Genomic DNA, 20,591 nt, shown 5'->3' with positions numbered 1-20,591 from the left:
GCATCCGCCGGCGGCGTCGCGCGTAGCAGCAGAAGCAGCAGAGGCAGCAGAGGCAGCACAGGGGGATGGAGACCGTGCAAAGGCAGGTTCACCGTCGCAGACTTCCCAACCATGTTTCGTCGTAGCGATGTATTGATCTCAGGAGAGCAGCGTGCAAACTAAAACCCGGAACATTTTCATGCTTGGCATCATGGCAGGCGCGGCGGCAACGCTCGTGGCTTGCGGCGGCGGTGACGATTCGCCAGCGCCTTCCCAGCCGTCCCAGCCCTCTGCCACGGTGAGCGGCAAGGCGGTGGACTTCTACCTGTCGGGCTCGACCGTCACCTTCCTCGACTGCGAGAACAAGACCGCCGTCACCAATGCCACCGGCGATTTCACGTTCCCGGCAGGCTGCACCAAGAGCGCGCTGAAGCTGACCGGCGGCACCGATGTCGGCACCAACCTGCCGTTCGCCGGCGTGCTGCAGGCCCCGGCGATCGATTACCGCGAGGGCGTGACCCAGGTGGTCTCGCCGCTGACCACGCTGGCGGTGCAGTTGGGCACGGGCCAGATCGGGCCGCTGGCGACGGGACTGGGCCTGGCAGGCAAGGATCTGGCCACGCTTGACCCGATGCAGGATGCGGACGCGCTGCGCGCGGCGGTGGTGGTGCAGCAACTGGTCGACCACGTCTCCAAGACGCTGACCGGCCTGGGCGCGGGCGGCACGCTGACGCCGGCGGATTCGGCCGCGGCGGCGTCGAAGGCGGTTGCCACCGCGGTGGCGAGCGCACCGGGCACGGCGGATCTGACCAGCGGCGCGCTGGTGGCGGGCGTCGTCTCCAGCGCCGTGCAGAACGCGCAAGCGGGGCTGCCCGCCACCCTGCAGGCGAATATCGGCGCCGTGGCCACCAACGTGGCGGCACTGGCCGCACCGGTGATCGCCAGCGAAGTGGATAGCGTCAGCACCGCGCTGGAAGCCATCGACGTCAGCAGCAGCCCGGCCGAAACGCTGTCGGCCCTGATCGAAGGCGGGTCGATCAACATCGTCACGCAGAGCGCCCAAACCACCACGACCACGGCGCTGGTGCAGGCGGTCACGGCTGGCGCACTGGCCAATGCGGCGAACGCGGCGGGGCTGGCGCAACTCGGCGACGCGGTATCGAGCGGCAGTGCCGCCCAGATCCAGCAGGTTGCCGCGAACCTCGGCGGCGTGGTTGACGCCGGCGCCATCAACAGCGTGGCCGATGCGGTCCGGCTGAAAAACTCGCTGGTGCTGTCCAACCTGACCATCAACGGTGTGACGCAGCCGATCACCGACAACATCACCGCCACCGGCGGCGCGCTCGATGCGATCCAGGTCGGCGTCGCGCAGAATGGCGATGCCTTCAACGGCGGGCCGACGCAGGTGCGCGCGGGGCTGAGCTACACCTATAACGGCAACCAGGTCGATGTCATCATCGAGAACGTCACGCTGACCTTCAACGGCACGCAGCTGGTCAATGCGGTGGTGCCGGCCAACACCGCGTATTCGTTCCGTGTCAGCGGCAACCTGTCGGTCGCTGCAAGCCTGACCAACGCCGCCGCCGACAGCCTGTTCTCCAGCGCCAACGGCGGCTCGCTCAACCTGCCGTTCACCACCTTCCTCGGCAAGCTGCGCTCCTCCGGCGCGCTCAGCCAGGCGCAGGTCGACGCGCTCACGCCGAAGGCGACCAGCACCTTCCCGGTGACCTTCGCCACCACCACCGGCCGCCCCGGCCGGGACGTGCGCGTGGGCATGCTGGTCGGCAACGACGTTGCCTTCGCCAAGACGGCGCTGGTCAAGACCGACGCCGAGATGGTGGTCGGCGACGGCCTCAAGACCACGGTCACGCTCAACCCGTGACCGGCGCGTAGCGCCGAAGCAAAGGCCTTCCGCCCGCACGGGGAAGGCCAGGCTCCCGGTCATGCGAACGCGTGGTGCGCGTGGCATGCGTCGCGCCGACGATGACCGGGTCATGTTGTCTGCGCCGGCCGCTTCCGCGGAAGCGCGCCGCGCATGAGGCTCGCCCAGTGGCCTCGGAGTTTCCTATGCAGCTGCTTCGAAAGCGCCGGCTCGACCAGGCCTGCGCCCTGATGCTGGGGCTGGGTGCCGTCGGTACCGCCAGTGCCGCCCCGGACGATGTGTTCATGCAAGCCGAGCCCGCCACCGGCGAGTTCAGCTCGGTGCGGGTGGAGGCCAGCTACGACATGGTCAACCGCAGCGTCGATGTATTTAACCTGCGCGGGCGCCAGGGGGCGGTGTCGGACAACGCGGGCGACTATCGCGGCGGCAAGCTGATGCTGGGCTACAAGTTCTCGCCGCACTGGTCGGGGTCGGCCACCTACTGGCGCCGCGGCATCGACTACGGGCAGGACCGCAACCACATCGATACCTGGATGCTGGCGATGCACTACGACCCGCTCGCCGAGGCCGGCGCGCGCGATCGCATCATGCTGCGTTTCTCGCTGTGGGGCGACCACGCCGGCAGCCTGCAGCGCTCGTCGCCGGTGATGGTCCGCAATACCACGTTCAACAGCCTCACCGTGAACAACGCCAATGATGTCCAGGCCCAGGCCGACGTGATCTTCTCCGGCGAGCTGAGCGAGCGCAACCAGCTCACCGGCTTTGTCGGGCTCGGCATCAGCCGCGTCACGGTCGGCAGCCTCAATACCCGGCTGCAGCGCGGCAACTGCCAGTTCAATGTGGGCATCGGCTCCGACAACCTCGCCAACGGCCAGCTGGCGGCGCCGTGCAACGTCGGCAATGTCACGTTGCAGTCGGCCTCGTTTTCGGTCAACGCCAGCCAGTTCGGGCTGGATTTCAACGACGATTTCAACTACACCGCCGGCTACCTGAACCTGGGCGCGTCGTGGCGCTGGAAATACGAGCGCTTCGCCGCGCGCCTGGGCTACCAGTTCCAGTACCTGCTGCGCAGCAATGTCGACAGCCGCGCCGAGACCTACGGCAACGCGCCGATCAAGTCCAACCATACGCTGGGACTGGAGCTGTCGTACGGAGTGGCGAAGAACGTCGAGGTGTTCCTGCGCGGCCAGGCCTCGCTGTACAACTTCGTCGGCACCATCCCGTTCCTCTACAACGCGACCACCGCCGGCAAGCTCGACCGCTACTACGGCTACGGCTCGATCGGCATCCGCTTTTCCGGATTCTGAGCCCCCGGCACCAGCCCGGTTGCCGTAATCCCGTCAGCTGTTTTCCATCCCCTCGGGCGAGGGGATGGAAAATCGCGCCCAAAATATATTGCGGCGCAGCAGATTGCTTATTTCAGACCTTAGAAGATTGAAATTCCTATATCCGAAGGCTTTGGATAAAATCAACTCAATCAAGAAAGGGCTATAGAGCTCTATATCAGTCGGGCCGGCACCGGCGTGGTGCATTTGGTGGGCAGCGTGCTTGATTATCGTGCCACCCGCCTTGTCAGGTCCGATATATCGGTAATTCTTTGTGTTTCTGGGGGGAAGTAAAATAATGAATAACGCCGAGCCGTTTAATTAAGTCCGGGCGTCCAGCGTCTTATCGAAGCCGGTCATGGCTTTCGATAATCCCAAGACCGCTTCGCCTGGCAGGCGCCGCGTGCCGCGGCGCGCCTGTTCCCATCATTCAAACCAGCAGTTCAGGGCATTATAAAAATCGATGGCAGCATGCCGCTCGGGGGAGCGGCATTGCCGCGCCGTCAATATCCTGTCCTGCATAAAAAAGAATTTGCATATGACCACGGCAGTACGTCCGCCCGTTGTGGCGGCGGCATGCTGCGGCATTAAATATTGGGGGTCCCACTAAGCAGCAAGGGATAAAATGCAGCATTCACGGATGTTCACGCGCCAGGAACTGGACCGCTATTTTGCCTCCTATGTCGGCATGGAGGGAGGCAATCCCAGGGCCGCGGTCTGGATTTGCGACCGCAGCCCGGCGTGGTCGGAGCCCATCGTCGCACCGCTTCATCCACACCTGGCACCACCGGCATGGGATGCCGTGTTCCGCCAGCAGCATCGACAAGACATGGCCAAGTGGTTCGGCCACCAGTGCGTGGCGCGCATCATGGCGGCCGCGCGGGCCGAGGCGCTTGGGGTGCGGCTCGGCGACCACGACTGGGAACATTACTACTGGGGCCATCTGTACTCGCCGGTCGGCGCGGAATTCAGGCTGAGCCTGTTTCCGCTGCCCGCGCATGTCGACGGCAGAACCACCTGGTCGAAGGCGTTCCGGGGCCAGCCGGAACTGATTCCGCAGAAACGCTATGTGGCATTGTGCCGCGACGGCGAACGCTTCCGCTTTATCGCCCGGACGTGCGAGCGCTGGCGACCGAAGGTAGTCATCTGCCTGAGCCACCGCCACACCGACGAATATATCGAGGCCTTTTCGCTGGACGGCGTCGCCGGCGAAGAGCACGCGCTGCGGCCGGCGGACCAGGCCCGGCGCCTGCACCTGTTCACCCGGGGCGATACGACGTGGATCATCTGCCCGGCGATCGGCGGCAGCGCCGGCATGACCTCGCAGGTCCAGCTCGACGCGTTTGGAAAGTTCATCGGCGCGCGCCTGGCGGCGAGCGACTTCAGGCATTGCCTCGACCTGGCTGCGCACGTGCCGGCGGCACAGCCACAGCCCCAGCCGGAGCGTTACGCCGTGGCGCCGGTGGCGGTGGCCGAGCGCGAGATCGCGCCGCGCATGCGCCCGGGCCTGGCCTGGGGCGAAGCCGCCATGGGGAATTGCGAAACCTACGCGTAGCGCCGCGCCGCAGCGACGGGCCGTTTTGTATCGCTCTTTTTTGTATCGCCGTATCGGACGACCCCGGTCCAGATACACGGCGATACACAAGGCCCCGGTTCCCGACACATGCCGCTTGCACCGGCCTCCTAGACTTGCGTTCGGATTCACACCACGCATACAGGAGAACAACATGTCGAGCGCTATCAACCTGCCCCGTCGGGGCTTTCTCGGTGCCGCCGCGGTGACGCTGGCGGCCGGCTCGCTGGGCCTGGCGCGCACGGCGCGCGCGCAGGCCGGTGTGCCACCGGCGGACGCGTTGCCGACCATCGCGCCGGGCACGCATACCCGCTTTGCCTCGATCCGGCAGATCGACGCCGGCGTGCTCAACGTCGGCTACGCGGAGGCGGGCCCGGCCGACGGCCCCGTCGCCTTGCTGCTGCACGGCTGGCCCTATGACATCCACAGCTTTGCGGACGTAGCGCCGCTGCTGGCGGCGCGCGGCTATCGCGTGATCGTGCCTTACCTGCGCGGCTATGGCTCGACCACCTTCCTGTCGGCCGACACGCTGCGCAATGGCCAGCCTTCGGCGATCGCCGCCGACATGATCGCGTTGATGGATGCGCTCAAGATCCGGAATGCCGTGGTCGCGGGATTCGACTGGGGCGCGCGTACCGCCGACATCATGGCCGCGCTGTGGCCCGAGCGCGTGCGCGCGCTGGTGTCGGTCAGCGGCTACCTGATCGGCAGCCAGGCCGCGGGCCGGCAGCCGCTGGCGCCGGAGGCCGAGTTGCAGTGGTGGTACCAGTTCTATTTCGCCACCGACCGCGGCCAGGCTGGCTACAAGCAATACACGCACCAGTTCGCCAGATTGATCTGGAAACTGGCGTCGCCGAAGTGGGACTTCGATGACGCTACCTTCGCGCGCAGCGCTGCCGCACTCGACAATCCCGACCACGTCGCCATCACCATCCACAATTACCGCTGGCGCCAGGGCCTCGCCGCCGGCGAGGCCAGGTTCGACGCGATCGAGCAGCGGCTGGCCACGGCGCCCACCATCGGCGTGCCCACCATCACCATCGAGGGCGATGCCAACGGCGCACCGCACCCGAAGCCGAGCGCCTATGCCAGCAAGTTCACCGGCTGGTACGAGCACCGGACCCTGAGCGGCGGGGTGGGCCACAATCCGCCGCAGGAAGCGCCCACCGCGTTTGCACAGGCCGTGGTCGACGTCGACCGGCATGCGCCGGGGCGTGGCGCGCGCGGCGCGGCGTGACTGGCGGCGCGGCTTCCGTATGGAACGCGGAAGGGCCTTTCAAAACGGGGCTTTCATTTCGGCGCGATGATGATGTAGAATTCGCGCTTCGCTGAACGGCGATATGTTCCCTGATAGCTCAGTCGGTAGAGCGACGGACTGTTAATCCGCAGGTCCCTGGTTCGAGCCCAGGTCGGGGAGCCAGAGTATGCGGGAGTAGCTCAGTTGGTAGAGCGCAACCTTGCCAAGGTTGAGGTCGCGAGTTCGAGACTCGTCTCCCGCTCCAGATGATTCCGCGTGGTCCCACGCCGGAACACCCGCCCATGTGGCTCAGTGGCAGAGCACTCCCTTGGTAAGGGAGAGGTCGGCAGTTCGATCCTGCCCATGGGCACCATTTCCCTTCCGGTTTATTTCCCCTTCGGCTGATCGGTTGCCTGCGCCGGCGTCCGCGCGCGCTCACAGGTCCGCCTCGGCCCGCGCCGCCAGCCTGCGGTTGTGCCGGCGCATGCCGTCGAAGATCGCGTCGGCCACGTCCAGCGGGAAGTCCGCCGGCAATCCGGACGCCACCGTGTCGATGACCTGCGCGGTGTGCCCGGTCACGTGGTCCAGGATCGCCTCCACCTCGGCGGGAGAGAAGCCGATGCGCTGGCCCTGTGCGAACCAGTGGCGCCGGCGGATCTCATGGATGGCGTAATGGCTGTTCCTGCCATGCAGCGCCATCGCCAGCCGCGCCTTCTGCGGCGCCAGCTGGTTGCGGCCGCGGCCGATCACCGGGTGCGCCGACAGCACGTCGTACAGCGGCGTCGCCTCATACTGGCTGCCTGGCAGGTGGCTGATGCTGAAGTTCTTGGCATGGCCATCGGTTGCGGCCAGCAGCCAGAACACCACCTGCGCCATGAAGAAATGCCGGCGGTCGGTCGCCGCCGCGCGCGAGCCGGACAGGATCTCGGCAATCTGCCGGATGCCGGGTCCGCCGTCGGACTCGTATTTCTGCAGGGCCGAGACGCCGGTGGCCTGGCACATATCTTCCTGCGGCAGGCGCAGCAGCCAGGTGCCGCGGCTCGACGGCCTGCGGTCGAAGCGTTCGACCACCAGCGCCTTGGTGTCGGCAAAGCGGGCGATCTCGCACGGCGCCACCGGCAGGCCATAGGCCGCGACGATCTGCGCGCACAGCCATTCGTTCTCCACCGAGGTGCGCATGTCGGCGCGCATATTGCCCACCAGCCCGAGCGGCAGCTTGAAGATGTGCGTGGTCGGCGTGCTGCCCTGGGGCAACTGCCATTGTCCGCGCCAGCGCAGCAGCGCGGTTTTCTCCTGCGCGCCGGCGATCGACAGCCGCAGGTCGTCGATGGGCTCGCGATGGCCCAGCACGGGCGCCGACGTGGTTTCGTGCAGCAGCGTGGCGATCTCGTCTTCGCCGAGCGCGCGGCCGCTGACCGTCTGCAGCGCCTCGGGCGCTTCGCCAGGCGGCAGCATCTGGATGGCGCCGACGCAGTCGCGTCCCACCCTGGCCAGCAGCGCGAAGGCATCGGTGCCGTCGGCCCGATAGCGCGCCGCGATGCGGCGGCGGATGACATCGCTGTCGGGCAGCAGGTTGTCGAAATAGTTGGCCACCGCCGGGCCGCGATGCGGCTGGTTGCCCGGTGTGAACGGCAGCGACAGCGACAGCGGGCGACCCTGCGGGTCGGCGATCCAGTCGTCGCGATAGACCAGCCGGTCACCGCCGGCGCCGGTTTCCCAATGGCCGACCGGGATGCCGTTCATCCACAGGTCGAGCCGGTTGCCGTGCCGCGCGCGCGCCATGGTCACCAGTCCTCGCGCGGGCGCCGGCCAGGCCCGGAGCGGGCCGGCGCGGTCTTGCCTGCCGGCGCCTTGGCCTTGGCCGCGGGCCGGGCTGGCGCGGGCTGCGCGCTGGCGCCAGCCTCCGCCTGCGACAGCACGAGTTCGACGCCGAGCACGCGCAGCACCCGCAGCAGGCGTTCGACGCTGGCGGCGGCGGGGTTGGCTTCCAGTTCGGCGTAGGTCTGCTGCGTGACCCCGAGGTGCTCTGCCATCACGGCCTGGGTCATGCCACGCGACTTGCGGAACCCCTGCAGAATCGGACGCAACTGGTGGACGGTCTTGATGGCGTAGTGCATGGCGCGATCCCGGACCCGGCCGGCGGCCGGACGGATACAGGATATTGCCTGTTACGCAGATTTACAAGCTCAGGCCTGTTTTTTATGAAAACAGGCTATAACCTGTATCCATGGCATACCGGGCATGACCTGTGAAATGGCTGGCGGCAGGCTCCCGGCAGCGGTCGCGCCAGTGAGCCGCACGGCCGTCCGCTCAGCGCTGTGGCAAGCGGTGCGAACGGCGCTTTCGCGCCCGCAGCGCGAGGCCGGCCGCCACCGCAACCACTGCGAGGACGCCCGCGGCGACCACGAAGTGCAGGGGCCGGTCGATGGCCAGGCTTGCTCCCGCGACGACGATGCCGAGCGCATAGCCAGCCTCGGCGATCGCCATCGCGGCGAGGAATTTCAGGAAGGGGTAATGCATGGTGCCGAACAGGTAGCCGGGGATTTCCGAAGGCACCGCGATGCAGAACAGCAGCACCGCCCAGAACTTCATCCGCTTCGACACATAGCCGCGGTACTCCTCCAGCTTGTCCGCGTAGCCGGTACGGGCGAGCAGCGGACCGGCCAGGCGGCCGATGCCGAAAGCCGCGCATGCGCCCAGCAGCCAGCCGCCCCACAGCAGCAGCACCGTCAGCGGCTTGCCCCAGACCTCGCTCGCCACCGGCACCAGCACCACGCTCGAGGCAAAGGCCAGCATCGCCGAAAGGGCCGAGAACCCGAAGAAGACCAGTGCCCCCGCCACGGGGTGCTGCGCCATGATCTCGCGCGCCCAGTCGACCGCCTGTTCGACCAGGTCCTTGAAGGCAGGCGACATCGCGAGTGCGACTACCAGCACGGCCACGGTGCCGACCGCCAGCCAGAACCAGAGCGCATGCCGGAGGGTGTGCCGCTTGCCAGACAATGTGGCAGACAATTTGCTCAGCATATGAAAATTTAGAACGCGGGGCGGGGGGCAAAGTTTCGGCACTGGCGGTCGTTGCTGCGTGTGGCCGATGCATGGGGCCGATGCATGGGGCCGATGCATGGGGCTGATGCATGGTGCCGATGCATGTGTGAGGCCCGGCGGCGCGATCGCGTGGCCCACCGCATGTCGTCTTCCCCTGCGCACGCTACAATCCGACGGTCTGGCATTTTCATCATTCTTGTCGTTACTTTGTGCCCCGCAGGCGAAAGGCCAGTATGCGCCCCTCACCGACCGCCCTGACGTCCGAGGACAAGAAGCTGCAGGCATTCCGGGATGAAGTGATCTCCCTGTACGAGCACGAGCCCGACCTGCTGGCGCTGCCGGACGTGCTGTTCCCCGCCGTGGCCAGGCTCACCGACGGCGACGTCGTCAGCTATGCCGAATTCCACCACCGCAGCCAGCAGTTGCGCGCGCTGGTCTCGGTGGACGACGACCCCGCCGCGCGGGCGCGCGGCATGCAGGCCTTTGCCAGGCACCGGCACAGCCATCCGTTCTGGCAGTACGAGTCCGCCTTCTATGGCGAAAGGGCCCTGCGTGAATCGGATTTCTTTGGCGATGACGAGTTCATGGCGCTGCCGATCGCGCGCGAAGCCTTGCTGCCGTCGAATGCGCGGCGGCTGCTGGCGATCGTGTTCGAGCACGAGGGCTATGCGGTCACCGTGGTGAGCTCCCGCGTCTGCGGCAGTCCGCCCTTCAGCGACGGCGACCGCGATCGCCTGCAGGCGCTGCGCCCGCACTTGCTGCGCTGCTACCGCCAGGCGCAGCAGCGCACCGTGGCCAGGCTGGGGCCGGCCGAACGCCTGCGGCTGGCATTCCCGACGCTGACGCCGCGCCAGCTCGAGGTATGCGGATGGCTGGCGCAAGGCAAGTCGAACGAAGACATTGCGGCCATCCTCGGCGTCAGCGTCGACACCGTGAAGGTGCATGCGCGCGTGATCTACGACAAGGTCGGCGCGGGCGGCCGGCACGGCGTGGTGGCGATCGCCCATACCGTGCCGCCGTTCTCGCAATGGCCGCCGCTGTGGACCTTGCCCGCGGCCGCTCCCGCGCCCAAGGCAGCCGCCTGAGCGCGCTGCCGGCCGTGCCTGGCCGGACCGCTACAGCCTGAGCGACGGCCGCGCCGCGCCCGCCTTGCCGGCCAGCGGGCGGGTCTCGGTCTTCAGCGTGCGCTGGCTCTGCGGCGGATAGACCGTGGCGGCGATCTCCGGCAGCGGATCCTGCACGCTGGCGCCGACCGTGTTCATGTTGTCGATCACCTGGAATGTCGTAATCGTGGGCAGGCCTTGCCACCAGACCCCGGTGGTGGTCACGTCCGGCTTGTCGATCTCGAACTTCTTCGCGATCGTGGTGGCCTCGGTAATCGACAATTCCTCGGTGAACGACACCGAATACGACAGCGTCAGGTTGACCTTGGCGCTGAGCACGCCGATGTCGAAACCCGACTCCAGCCCCAGGCTGACCCCCAGGGTTTGCGTTTCGCTGTCGGTGATGCTGACGCCGGTGGTCACGTCGACCTCGTAGCCGGTGTCCAGGCCGGGCTGTCCGGTCAGTTCCACCAGCTGCTGCCACACCTGGCTGATGCTGAGGATGGTGTAGGTGCTGCTGTCCGTGCCCGGCACCAGCATGGTGAACGGGATGCTGGCAGCGACCGTGGCCGGCATCTGCTCGCCGACGTAGGTAGGCGCGGGCGGCTGGTCCGGGGCGACGTAGGGCGTCGCCGGCGGCGTGTCGAGCGTCACGGTGGTGGCGCCGCCGATGAATACGGGGGCGCTCGGCCCCCAGTTGCTGATCGCGCCCGACGGCTGCAGCACAAAGCCCTGCGTGGCGGTCTGGTCGGCGCCGTTGGTCAGCAGTACCGACTGCACCATGCCGCAGAACGGATACGAGCTGCCGTCCCAGAACGCGCCCACATAGCTGGTGCCGGTGGCAACCGGCGGCTGCAGCGCATTGCCGGACACCGGCACCGATTGCACCTGCACCCCGTTGATCAGTCCCACCAGGCTCTGGCCCTGGGTCCAGATCATTTCCACCAGGCTCCACTGGTCGGTCGGGATCTGCCCGGCCTGGAAGGTGTAGCGGTTGCCGGCGTTGTCCCACACTTCCGGATAGAGCATCGGCACGTCGCCATCGCCGGTGCCGACGCCCAGGATCAGCGATTCGCAGAGCGAAAACACTTTCTGGTCGGCGGGCAGCCCGGCGCTGTCCACGTAGATCCAGGCCAGCACATGCACGGTACTGGCGTTCAGGATGATGGCTGGCGCGCCGGCATTGAACTGCACGGCGCCGGGCGACGAGAAATCGAATGCACTGACGGTTGGAGCGTTCATGGTGTTACCCCTCGGATCTGGAATCGGTCATGAAGCAACGGGAACGGCGTTCACCCCTGCAACAATGTGCCGCCTTATGGATGGGGATGCGCGACGCAAGCGCGGCTGGCGGCTGAGTCATTGCTGTGGCCCGCGCTCCGTGCAGCGATGTCGTATGGCGCGTCGCGCCGGACACGCATGCTGCTGGGGCAATATAGGATCGCGCCATGCCAGTCGCCATTACTCATCGGGATTAGGGGCGGGGGGCAGGGCGGGGTGACGGCCGCTGGCAGTAAGCGGCGTTTAACTCAGGCCTGCGCAGGCCCTTCAGCAAGGGAGCATGGGCCGTCCCAGACCATGCGCCGATAGATGCCGTTGTCCTGCACCGTCCGGAAACCGAGCCGCCGGTACAGCATCCGCGCGCGGTTGTGCCGTTCCACATGCAGGTCGACGGTCTGGCCCGTGCTGCCGGCCAGCGCCAGCACCGCCGCCAGCACGCGCCCGCCGATGCCCTGGTTCTGGTGTTCGGGCAGCAAGGACAGGTCGATCACGCGCAGCGCGCGCGCGTTGTGCTGCAGGTAGAGGCGCCCGATGGCATCGCCGTGACGCAGCATCAGCAGGAACTCGGCATCGGGGTAGGCCAGGTAGGCGCGCTGCTGGGCGTTGAACTGCATGGCGAGAAAGGAAGCGCGCTGCGTCTCGCTCCACCCGGTGCGGAGCATTTCCGCATCCCGGGTGGTGGCGTACAGGCGTGCCAGGAAGGCTTCGTCGGTCGCGGCGACCGGCCGCAGCGCGATGCCGGGCACGGCGATGGCGGTCATCGGCGGCCTACGGACGCGGCGGATAAGCGCCGGTCAGCGCGATGCAGTACAGCAGCGCCGTGTAGGGCTGCATGTTCTCGTGCGGCTGGCCGGCGCCGGACGCGCCCACGGCCTGCGGCGACAACGTGGTCATGACCGGTGCCGGCGAGGCGTTGACGGGAATGCAGCTCTGGTTGTTGGGCACCATGAAGCGGGCGGGCAGCCTGGCGCTGGCCTCGGTGGACACCGCGCGTGCGGTGTCGCCGTATACCGCGTGGTTGTGCGCGGGCATTTCCGCCGCGGTGAGCGTGACCGTGGCCGCGCCCTGCGGATTGCCCGGCTGGTTGTCGACCGGCCCGGTCACCGCGCGGCCGCGCAGGTCGGGCAGGGCGAAGTTGGTGGTGCCGTTGCCGCCGTACTGGGTGCCGAGCAGCGAGAACAGCGCCGAGTTCTGCTGGATTGACAGCAGCTGGCCATCGCACGCGGCCCAGCCGGCCGGCGGGTAGTTGCAGCCGAAGATGCGGATTTCTCCCAGGTACTGGTCTGACATGTGGCCTCCGTGTTCAGCCTTGCGACGGATAGAGTCCATCCGTGGCGATGATGTAGTTCAGCGACAGCGTCGGCATCTGGTTGCTGTGCGGCTGGGTGCCGCCGCTCATGCCGAGCGTGCCGGCGGCAAAGGCGTTCTTGCCGGGCGGGTTGGCGGTGCCGGCGTCGTAGAAGGCGTTGGGCGACGGCGTGGTGCCCGGCAGCACGTCCGGTCCCGGCGTGACCGTTGAGGCCATGGTGTTGGTCGCCTGGATCGGATGGGTGTGCCCGGGGATCTGGCCCGGCAGCAGCGTTATGTTCGGGCTGCCGAAGGCCTGGCCGATGGTGCGTGCGCTCAGTCCCGGCCCCGCGCCCTGGCCGAGCGGCAGGTTGCCACGCAGGTCGGGCAGCCTGAAGGTGGTGGTGCCGTCGCCGCCGTAGATAGTGCCCAGCAGCGAGAACAGCATCTCGTACTGGGCAATGCTGAGCGTCTGGCCAGCGCAGAATTGCCACCCCGCCGGCGCAAAGTTGCCGGCAAACATGCGGATCTCGCCCACGAACGGTTGTGCCATGATGTCTCCTCAGCCCCGGCTCGGATAGATGCCGGTCAGCGAGATGATGTAGTTCAGCACCAGCGACGGCTGCATGTTGTCGTGCGGCTGGCCGCCTCCGGTGCTGCCGCAGGCTTCGTCCAGCCATGGCGTGAGCGAGTCAGGCGCGCCGTACAACAGCTCGCCGGGTCCGGAGACCGACGGATCGTTGGGGTTGTAGAGGTTGCTTGCCGCCAGCACGCGGTCTTGCGACACGCCGACATTCAGCGCCGTCGCCGGGCTCGAGGAGGCGTTGAACGGATGGCTATGGGCGGGCACCTGCGCCGTGGTCAGCGTGACCGTTTCCGCGCCGGCCATCTGGCCCTGCGCGATGCCGGCGGCATCGCGGTGCAGCGGCGTGCGGCCGCGCAGGTCGGGCAGGGCGAAATTGATGGTGCCGTTGCCGCCGTATTGCGTGCCCAGCAGGCTGAACAGCGCCTGGTTTTGCGCGATCGACAGCAAGGCGCCGTTGCACAGCGCCCAGCCCTTCGGCGCGAACGCGAACGCGCACAGCCGGATTTCCCCCAGATACTGGTCCACGATCTGCCTCCCCGGTTGAACAACATCCCAAAAAGACGCGGCACCCGCCTTGCCCCCGGCCGCGCCGCAACCATACAGATTTAATTGAATTTGATATCTGATATCAAATTTGATCAATTACGCATTGATCGATTTGACGTATTTTCTGCACCGGGCCGCCTCACTGCTGCGGCCATTCCGCAGCCCCGTCCCCACGCGATTCACAGACAGACCGAAGTGTTGGCGATGCCAGCGGAAAGTCAACAAAAATAACAACGCCCGACCCGAGCCGCGCCCCGCCAAGCCTCGGCGCGCCGCGCTCGACGACGGCAATGGCAGCCCGCCTCGAGCCGCGGGCGTCGGGAGAAATCGGGTGTCAAGACAAGCCAGGGGTTGCGCCGGCGCCGAGCGTGCCGGGCAGACGGTGGGGGCCGTCGCACGTGTCCATCGGTGGTGGCAGCGCCGGCGCTGCCGGCTCGGGTCGGTGCTGGTGGCACTGTGGCTGGGTTTGCTGCTGGGGTCTCCCGTGCCGGCCTTCGCGGTCTCGTGCACGCTGAACATCGCCGCGGCCTCCAACCAGCAAAAGGTCTATGCCTTTACCGCGGCGGACTATACCGCCTGCGATCCGAACCAGTTCGGCATTGCCTACGACGCCATTGGCAATGGCAACTTCGGCGGCCCGACGCAAACCACCCCCACTGTGCAGGGCGGCACGCTGTACGTCTACAACGGCAACCTGCCGAACGGCCAGAACGAAAACGGCTTTGTCTACACACCGCCCGCCGGTTTCGTCGGCACCGACACTGCAGTCTTCTATACCAGCGACAACGGCGCGACCTGGTCGCCCGCCGGCACGGTGCATTTCAACGTAGCGGCCGGCCCGCCGACCGTGACCGGGGTGACGCCTTCGACCGGCCCGGCCAGCGGCGGCACCGCGGTGACCGTTACCGGCACCAACTTTGTCAGCGTGACCGCGGTCCGGTTCGGTGCCGCGCCCGCATCGTTCGTGGTCAACAGCGCCACCTCGCTGAGCGCCACGGCGCCGGCCGGCGCGGCCGGCACGGTCGACGTGACCGTGACCACCGCCACCGGCACCAGCGCCACCAGCGCCGCCGATCAGTTCACCTATGTCGCCACCGCGCCGGTGGCGAACAATGTCGGCGCCACGGTGGCGTATGGCAGTGCCGGCAACCTGATCACGCTGAACCTCACCGGCGGCGCGGCCGGCAGCGTCAGCGTGGCGTCGCCGCCCGGCCACGGCACGGCGATCGCCACCGGTACGTCGATCACCTATACGCCCACCTCGTCCTACGCAGGACCGGACAGCTTCACCTATACGGCCACCAACGCGGCCGGGACCTCGGCCCCCGCCACCGTGACCATCACCGTGGCGAGCCCGACGCTTCTCTACACGCCGTCATCGCCGCCTCCAGGCTCGGTGGGCGGCGTCTACAGCCAGTCGCTGGCGGGGGCCACCGGTGGCACCGGGCCGTACACCTATGCCCTGGCGTCGGGCGCGTTGCCGCCCGGCATGGCGCTGTCGAGCGCCGGTGTGCTTGCGGGCACGCCAAGCGCGGGCGGCACCTTCAATTTCACCGTGCGGGCCACCGACAGCAGCACGGGAACGGGGCCCTTCAGCGTCACCAGCGGCACGCTGTCGCTGGTGCTGGGCGGGGCGGCGATGAACCTGTCGCCGGCGCCGGGCCCGCTCAGCGCGGCGGCGGGAACGCCGTTCAGCCAGGCCTTCGCGGCGAGTGGCGGCACCGCGCCCTATGCCTACGCGATCACGGTCAATAGCGGCATCATGCCAGCCGGGCTGGCGTTCAATACCGCCACCGGCGTGCTGTCGGGTACGCCGACCACCGCGGGGACCGTGTCCTTCACCATCCAGGCCAACGACAGCAGCATGGGAACCGGGCCGTACAGCGTGGCCGGCGCCTATACGCTGACCATCGCCGCGCCGACGATCACGCTGTCGCCCGCGACGCTGGCCAATCCCGCGCTGGGCGTCGCGTACAGCCAGAGCGTGACGGCGAGCGGCGGCACCGCGCCCTACACCTACAGCCTGGTCGCGGGCGCCTTGCCGCCCGGCCTGACGCTGAACAGCATGACCGGCGCCATGGCGGGCACGACGGTGGCCGGCGGCAGCTACAACTTCACGCTCCAGGCGACCGACAGCCAGGGCTTTACGGGAACCCGCGCGTACACCCTCGCGATCGGTGCGCCGACCATCGTCATCAATCCGGCCACCCTGCCGCAGGCGACCGTCGCCGCGGCCTACAGCCAGGCCCTCACGGCCGCCAGCGGCACGGCGCCGTACACGTTTGCGCTCACGGCGGGCACCTTGCCCGCCGGCATGTCGCTGTCGGCAGGCGGCGTGCTGTCGGGCACGCCGACCGCCGGCGGCACGCACAACTTCACCGTGAGCGCGACCGACAGCAGCACCGGCACCGGCCCCTATGCCGGCAGCCGCGCCTACACCCTGACCGTCAGCGCGCCGGCGCTGAGCCTGTCGCCCGCCTCGCTGCAGGCGCCGGTGGCAGGGGTGGCATACAGCCAGGCGTTTACGGCGTCCGGCGGCACCGCGCCGTACACCTTTGCCGTCGCGGCCGGGACACTGCCCGCGGGGCTGTCGCTGAACACCGCCACCGGTGTGCTGAGCGGTACGCCGTCGGCTGCCGGCAGCCATACCTTCACGGTGCGCGTGACCGACAGCAGCACCGGCACCGGTGCGCCCTACAGCATCAGCCGCGTCTATACGCTGGCGACGGGGCAGGGCATGCCTTCGGCGCCGCCGGTGGCCGTGACCACGCTGTCCAATGCGCCGGTGACCATCCATGCCGCCGCCAATGCCGCCAACGGGCCCTTTTCCGGCGTCACCATCGTCACGCCACCGGCCAGCGGCAGCGCCGTGGTGAACGGGCTGGACATCGTCTATACGCCGGTGCCGAGCGCCTCGGGCCCGATCACGTTCACCTATGCGCTGGTCAACAGCGCGGGCACCTCGGCGCCGGTGCCGGTGACCGTCACGGTCAATGCGGTGCCGGTGCCGGTGGCGCAGAAGCAGGTGTCGACGCTGGCGGGCCGGCCCGTCGATATCGACGTGACCGAGGGCGCCAGCGGCGGGCCGTTTACCGGCGCGGCGATCGTGTCGGTGGTGCCAGCCCAAGCCGGCACCGCCACCGTCGCCAGCGCCGCGCCGAAGACGCCGGCCGCCGATGGCAGGCAGCCCGCGGCCACCGCCTACACCGTGAACTTCGTCCCGGCGGCCACCTTCGCCGGCACCGCGGTGGTGACCTATACGCTCAGCAATGCCGTCGCGACCTCGTCGCCGGCGCTGATCCAGGTGGCCGTGGCGGCGCGCCGGGACCCGTCCACCGATCCCGACGTGGTCGGGCTGGTCAACGCCCAGATCCAGGCGGCACGGCGCTTCGCGACCGCGCAGATCGCCAACTACAACCAGCGCCTCGAGGCGCTGCACGGCCGGGGCAGGGCGCCGTCAGGCAACCAGATCTCGGTGGTGATGCCGCGCGCCCAGGCCGATCCGGAACGCTGCCAGGCAGTCGCAGGCTTCACCGCGCGCGATGCCTGCCTGCGCGGCACGGCCCCGACAAGCGAGCGCGGACGCGGAGCCGACCCGGCGACCGGCTCCCGTGCCGCGCGCGCGCCGGGCGGGGCCAGCGCTGGCGCCGGCAACGCCCCGGATTTGCCCGGCGGCGCCGACCCCGGCAGCGGTGCCGACGCGGCCGGCGCGGACGACACCGACGACGCGCGCCTGGCGTTCTGGACCGCGGGCACGGTCGATTTCGGCTTTGCCAATGCGGGGACGCAGCGCTCGGGCTTTCGCTTCACCACGGGCGGGGTGACGGCCGGGGTCGACTATCGCTTCTCCGACCAGCTCACGCTCGGCATCGGCTTTGGCTACGGCCGCGACAGCACCGACGTGGGTTCGGCCGGCACGCGAAGCACGGCGGACAGTTTCAGCGCCGCGCTGTACGGCAGCTACCGGCCGCAGCCGTCGTTGTTTATCGACGGCGTCGCCGGCTACGGCTCGCTCAGCTTCGATTCGCGCCGCTGGGTCGGCGATGAAAGCGCGTTCGCCTACGGCAAGCGCGACGGGCACCAGATCTTTGCCTCGCTGTCGGCGGGCTACGAGTATCGGAGCGCGGCCTGGCTGGTCTCGCCGTACGGACGCCTGTCAGTTTCCGACAGCACGCTCGACCCGTTCACCGAGACCGGCGCCGGGTTCAGCGCGCTGACGTATTTCGGCCAGACCGTGACCACGGTGTCCGGCACGCTCGGGCTGCGCACGGAATACGCCACGGCGACGCGATGGGGCCTGTTCCTGCCGTTCGCGCGGCTGGAGTACCAGCATGATTTCAGCGGCCAGAGTGCGGCCGGGCTGGCGTACGCGGACCTTGCCGGCACCGGCCCCGCCTACACCGTGGTCAACGCCCCATACGGGCGCGATCGCCTGCAACTGGGGCTGGGCGGCAAGCTGCGCACGCGCTCGATGACGTTTGGCCTCGACTACAACGTGATGGTCGGCATGGGCGGGCTGCAGCAGGGCGTGCGCCTGACGTTCGCGGCGCCGTTCTAGCCCCCGGCGCCGCGTCGGTGCGGCGCTCAGCGGCCCATGCCGGTTCCGGGCGCGCCGCCCGACGGCCCGGTCGTGCCGGTACCACCGGTGCCCGTGCTGGGCGCAGCAGGGCCGCTGCCGCGCGTGGTTCCCGGACCGGTCACCGACGGCGAGCCGGTCGCGCCGGACGGCGCGGCCACGCCTGACGCGCCCGCCGCGCGCCCGGCGCCGGCATCGGTGCCATGCCGCTTGCCGGCCGACGAGCGCGAGCTGCCGTGCGTGTCGCCGCTGGGAGCCTTGCCGCCGCCGTCGGTGATGCTGGTGCCGGTCCCGGGCGTGCCGGGGCTGCCCGGCGTGCCGGTCGTGCCCGATGGACCCGTGCCGGCGCTGCCGCCGCCCGAGCTGCCGCCCGAGCCACCGCCAGCACCGCCGGCGCCCTGCGCCAGTGCCGCACCGCTTGCCAGCGCCGTGCAGGCGAGCCACGCCATCATCCATGTCCGAGCTTTCATCGTCGTCTCCTTGCATTGGAAGCACGACAGCCGCAAGGCGCGTTCCAGCCCGGCGCGCATGCTGGCGCGCACACCGTTGCAAGCTTTGCCGGTGCGGGCCGGCAAGAGTTACCTGAGGCCACATCTTGCAGTGCGGGCGGCAGCAGCAGCGGCATATCGCTGCGCATGGCGCAACCCCCGGGCGACAGGCATGCGGATTGCTTATGAGAGATAGAAGTCATCTCCGCAGCAGCGGGGTATCTCGGGAGCACACCATGGGCGCGCCGGCAACCACTTTCAAGAAATTCGGCGGACTGGGCGGCCGCATGCTGATCGTCGGTTTCGGCAGCATCGCGCGTTCCGTGTTGCCGGTGCTGCTGCGCCATCTCGACATCACGCCCGCGCAGATCACCGTGATCTGTCCGGCAGGCAACGACACCTCGGTTGCGCAGGGTTATGGCATCCGCGTGGTGACCAAGGCGCTGACCGAGGAAAACCACAAGCAGGTGCTGCAGGAACTGGTCGGCGCGGGCGATTTCCTGCTGAACCTGTCGGTCAACGTCTCGAGCGAGGCGCTGGTGCGCTATTGCTGGGAACACGGCGCGCTGTACCTGGATACCTCGATCGAGCCATGGACGGGCGGGGCCACGGACCCCGCCGCGCCGCTGTCCCGCCGCAGCAACTATGCCTTGCGCGAGGGCGTGCTGGCGTTCCGCCTCGACAAGCGCGACGGGCCCACCGCGATCCTGACGCAGGGCGCCAACCCCGGGCTGGTGTCGGCACTGGTCAAGCAGGCGCTGGTCAATATCGCCGCTGACAACGACGTCGACCATGAGCGGCCGGCAAGCTTCGAGGACTGGGCGGCACTGGCGCGGCAGCTCGATATCCGCGCCATCCACATCGCCGAGCAGGACACCCAGGTAGGCGACCGGCGCAAGGTTGCCAACGAATTCATCAATACATGGTCGGTCGACGCCTTCATCGAGGAAGGGATGCAGCCGGCCGAACTGGGCTGGGGCACGCACGAGCGGCACTGGCCGGCGGACGCGCGCCGGCACGGGTTCGGCTCGGATGCGGCGGTGTACCTGACGCGTCCGGGATTCGGCACGCGCGTGCGCAGCTGGACCCCGCTGGGCGGCCCGTACCACGGCTTCCTGATCACGCACGGCGAATCGATTTCGATTGCCGACCACCTGACGCTGCGCGACAGCGGCGAAGTCGTCTACCGGCCGACCGTGCACTATGCCTACCGCCCCTGCGACGACGCGCTGCTGTCGATCGACGAACTGATGGGCAACGGCGGGCGCAAGCAGGACCACCAGCGCATCCTGCGCGACGACATCGTCGCCGGCATGGACGAGCTCGGGGTCTTGCTGATGGGCAATGCGCGCGGCGCCTACTGGTACGGCTCCAGGCTGACCACGGAGCAGGCCCGGCAGCTGGTGGAACACAACACCGCCACCAGCCTGCAGGTGGTGGCCGGCATCCTGGGCGGCATGGTATGGGCGCTGGAGCATCCGCGCGCGGGCGTGGTCGAGCCCGACGACCTGGATTACGAAGCCGTGCTGCGCGTGGCGCGGCCCTACCTGGGCGAACTGGTCGGCGTCTATGGCGAATGGACGCCGCTGGCACAGCACTCCCAGCTGTATCCCGAAGCGGGCGACGAAGACCCGTGGCAGTTCGTCAACGTGCGCGTGCCATAGGCACATGCCGGGCGCAACC

At 68.4% G+C, this 20,591-nt stretch carries 16 protein-coding genes and 3 tRNA genes; 10 read left to right on the top strand and 9 right to left on the bottom strand.

All coding sequences use genetic code 11. The features are described 5' to 3' along the window. Positions 1 to 151: 151 nt before the first annotated feature. From A3AG_RS0112110 to A3AG_RS0112080, 7 genes are all read left to right on the top strand, one after another. On the top strand, positions 152 to 1,861 hold the full coding sequence (locus tag A3AG_RS0112110) for a hypothetical protein (protein WP_026164137.1): 1,710 nt from the start codon (positions 152 to 154) through the stop codon (positions 1,859 to 1,861). Positions 1,862 to 2,046: 185 nt separating this feature from the next. Then, positions 2,047 to 3,168: a hypothetical protein gene (locus A3AG_RS0112105; protein ID WP_018005654.1), complete on the top strand. Its 1,122-nt coding sequence runs from the start codon at positions 2,047 to 2,049 to the stop codon at positions 3,166 to 3,168. A 658-nt stretch (positions 3,169 to 3,826) separates the two neighbouring features. After that, positions 3,827 to 4,741, top strand: coding sequence for a hypothetical protein (locus tag A3AG_RS0112100; RefSeq protein ID WP_018005653.1), 915 nt, complete (start codon positions 3,827 to 3,829; stop codon positions 4,739 to 4,741). A 172-nt stretch (positions 4,742 to 4,913) separates the two neighbouring features. Then, entirely contained in the window at positions 4,914 to 5,996 is a 1,083-nt protein-coding gene (locus A3AG_RS0112095; RefSeq protein WP_018005652.1) for an alpha/beta fold hydrolase, read from the top strand. A gap of 107 nt (positions 5,997 to 6,103) precedes the next feature. Next, positions 6,104 to 6,179 (top strand) — tRNA-Asn (locus A3AG_RS0112090). A gap of 6 nt (positions 6,180 to 6,185) precedes the next feature. Then, positions 6,186 to 6,261 (top strand) — tRNA-Gly (locus A3AG_RS0112085). Between the two features lie 33 nt (positions 6,262 to 6,294). Further along, positions 6,295 to 6,369, top strand: a tRNA-Thr gene (locus tag A3AG_RS0112080). Between the two features lie 62 nt (positions 6,370 to 6,431). Here the strand turns inward: A3AG_RS0112080 and A3AG_RS0112075 are convergent. From A3AG_RS0112075 to A3AG_RS0112065, 3 genes are all read right to left on the bottom strand, one after another. Next, entirely contained in the window at positions 6,432 to 7,778 is a 1,347-nt protein-coding gene (locus A3AG_RS0112075) for a type II toxin-antitoxin system HipA family toxin (protein ID WP_018005651.1), read from the bottom strand. Between the two features lie 2 nt (positions 7,779 to 7,780). Then, positions 7,781 to 8,113, bottom strand: coding sequence for a helix-turn-helix transcriptional regulator (locus A3AG_RS0112070; RefSeq protein ID WP_018005650.1), 333 nt, complete (start codon positions 8,111 to 8,113; stop codon positions 7,781 to 7,783). 193 nt (positions 8,114 to 8,306) lie between these two features. Beyond that, the gene (locus A3AG_RS0112065) at positions 8,307 to 9,008 is read right to left on the bottom strand and encodes a VTT domain-containing protein (protein WP_240619830.1); all 702 of its coding nucleotides are present in this window, start codon (positions 9,006 to 9,008) and stop codon (positions 8,307 to 8,309) included. Positions 9,009 to 9,274: 266 nt separating this feature from the next. Between A3AG_RS0112065 and A3AG_RS0112060 the strand changes: the two genes are divergently transcribed. Continuing rightward, the gene (locus A3AG_RS0112060) at positions 9,275 to 10,126 is read left to right on the top strand and encodes a helix-turn-helix transcriptional regulator (RefSeq protein ID WP_018005648.1); all 852 of its coding nucleotides are present in this window, start codon (positions 9,275 to 9,277) and stop codon (positions 10,124 to 10,126) included. Between the two features lie 30 nt (positions 10,127 to 10,156). Here A3AG_RS0112060 and A3AG_RS0112055 read toward each other — a convergent pair whose 3' ends face one another. From A3AG_RS0112055 to A3AG_RS0112035, 5 genes are all read right to left on the bottom strand, one after another. Beyond that, positions 10,157 to 11,386, bottom strand: coding sequence for a hypothetical protein (locus A3AG_RS0112055; RefSeq protein WP_018005647.1), 1,230 nt, complete (start codon positions 11,384 to 11,386; stop codon positions 10,157 to 10,159). 287 nt (positions 11,387 to 11,673) lie between these two features. Further along, on the bottom strand, positions 11,674 to 12,186 hold the full coding sequence (locus A3AG_RS31610) for a GNAT family N-acetyltransferase (RefSeq protein ID WP_018005646.1): 513 nt from the start codon (positions 12,184 to 12,186) through the stop codon (positions 11,674 to 11,676). A gap of 7 nt (positions 12,187 to 12,193) precedes the next feature. After that, complete coding sequence (locus tag A3AG_RS0112045; protein ID WP_018005645.1) at positions 12,194 to 12,715, bottom strand: phage tail protein; 522 nt, start codon at positions 12,713 to 12,715, stop codon at positions 12,194 to 12,196. A 13-nt stretch (positions 12,716 to 12,728) separates the two neighbouring features. Further along, positions 12,729 to 13,265 carry a phage tail protein gene (locus tag A3AG_RS0112040; protein ID WP_018005644.1) on the bottom strand — a complete coding sequence of 179 codons (537 nt, stop codon included), beginning with the start codon at positions 13,263 to 13,265 and terminating at the stop codon, positions 12,729 to 12,731. Between the two features lie 9 nt (positions 13,266 to 13,274). Then, positions 13,275 to 13,823, bottom strand: a complete 549-nt coding sequence (locus A3AG_RS0112035; RefSeq protein WP_018005643.1) for a phage tail protein — start codon at positions 13,821 to 13,823, stop codon at positions 13,275 to 13,277. Between the two features lie 463 nt (positions 13,824 to 14,286). On the opposite strand from A3AG_RS0112035, the gene A3AG_RS0112030 reads away from it, so the two are divergent. Beyond that, positions 14,287 to 18,402: a putative Ig domain-containing protein gene (locus tag A3AG_RS0112030; RefSeq protein ID WP_018005642.1), complete on the top strand. Its 4,116-nt coding sequence runs from the start codon at positions 14,287 to 14,289 to the stop codon at positions 18,400 to 18,402. A gap of 26 nt (positions 18,403 to 18,428) precedes the next feature. Here the strand turns inward: A3AG_RS0112030 and A3AG_RS0112025 are convergent, their stop codons facing one another. Next, entirely contained in the window at positions 18,429 to 18,890 is a 462-nt protein-coding gene (locus A3AG_RS0112025; protein WP_240619828.1) for a hypothetical protein, read from the bottom strand. Between the two features lie 254 nt (positions 18,891 to 19,144). Here A3AG_RS0112025 and A3AG_RS0112020 point away from each other — a divergent pair, with 254 nt between their 5' ends. Further along, complete coding sequence (locus A3AG_RS0112020) at positions 19,145 to 20,572, top strand: homospermidine synthase (protein ID WP_018005640.1); 1,428 nt, start codon at positions 19,145 to 19,147, stop codon at positions 20,570 to 20,572. Positions 20,573 to 20,591: the final 19 nt, after the last annotated feature.

The organism is Cupriavidus neocaledonicus, assembly GCF_000372525.1.
Lineage (GTDB): Bacteria > Pseudomonadota > Gammaproteobacteria > Burkholderiales > Burkholderiaceae > Cupriavidus > Cupriavidus neocaledonicus.
Note: the sequence above shows the minus strand (reverse complement) of the source record. Positions and strands in the feature narration are given on the sequence as shown.

Excerpts from the sequence above, each read along its gene's own strand:
- A3AG_RS0112105 (WP_018005654.1), top strand. The coding sequence starts at position 2,047 with ATGCAGCTGCTTCGAAAGCGCCGGCTCGACCAGGCCTGCGCCCTGATG.
- A3AG_RS0112100 (WP_018005653.1), top strand. The coding sequence starts at position 3,827 with ATGTTCACGCGCCAGGAACTGGACCGCTATTTTGCCTCCTATGTCGGC.
- A3AG_RS0112095 (WP_018005652.1), top strand. The coding sequence starts at position 4,914 with ATGTCGAGCGCTATCAACCTGCCCCGTCGGGGCTTTCTCGGTGCCGCC.
- A3AG_RS0112075 (WP_018005651.1), bottom strand. The coding sequence starts at position 7,778 with ATGGCGCGCGCGCGGCACGGCAACCGGCTCGACCTGTGGATGAACGGC.
- A3AG_RS0112070 (WP_018005650.1), bottom strand. The coding sequence starts at position 8,113 with ATGCACTACGCCATCAAGACCGTCCACCAGTTGCGTCCGATTCTGCAG.
- A3AG_RS0112060 (WP_018005648.1), top strand. The coding sequence starts at position 9,275 with ATGCGCCCCTCACCGACCGCCCTGACGTCCGAGGACAAGAAGCTGCAG.
- A3AG_RS0112055 (WP_018005647.1), bottom strand. The coding sequence starts at position 11,386 with ATGAACGCTCCAACCGTCAGTGCATTCGATTTCTCGTCGCCCGGCGCC.
- A3AG_RS31610 (WP_018005646.1), bottom strand. The coding sequence starts at position 12,186 with ATGACCGCCATCGCCGTGCCCGGCATCGCGCTGCGGCCGGTCGCCGCG.
- A3AG_RS0112045 (WP_018005645.1), bottom strand. The coding sequence starts at position 12,715 with ATGTCAGACCAGTACCTGGGAGAAATCCGCATCTTCGGCTGCAACTAC.
- A3AG_RS0112040 (WP_018005644.1), bottom strand. The coding sequence starts at position 13,265 with ATGGCACAACCGTTCGTGGGCGAGATCCGCATGTTTGCCGGCAACTTT.
- A3AG_RS0112025 (WP_240619828.1), bottom strand. The coding sequence starts at position 18,890 with ATGAAAGCTCGGACATGGATGATGGCGTGGCTCGCCTGCACGGCGCTG.
- A3AG_RS0112020 (WP_018005640.1), top strand. The coding sequence starts at position 19,145 with ATGGGCGCGCCGGCAACCACTTTCAAGAAATTCGGCGGACTGGGCGGC.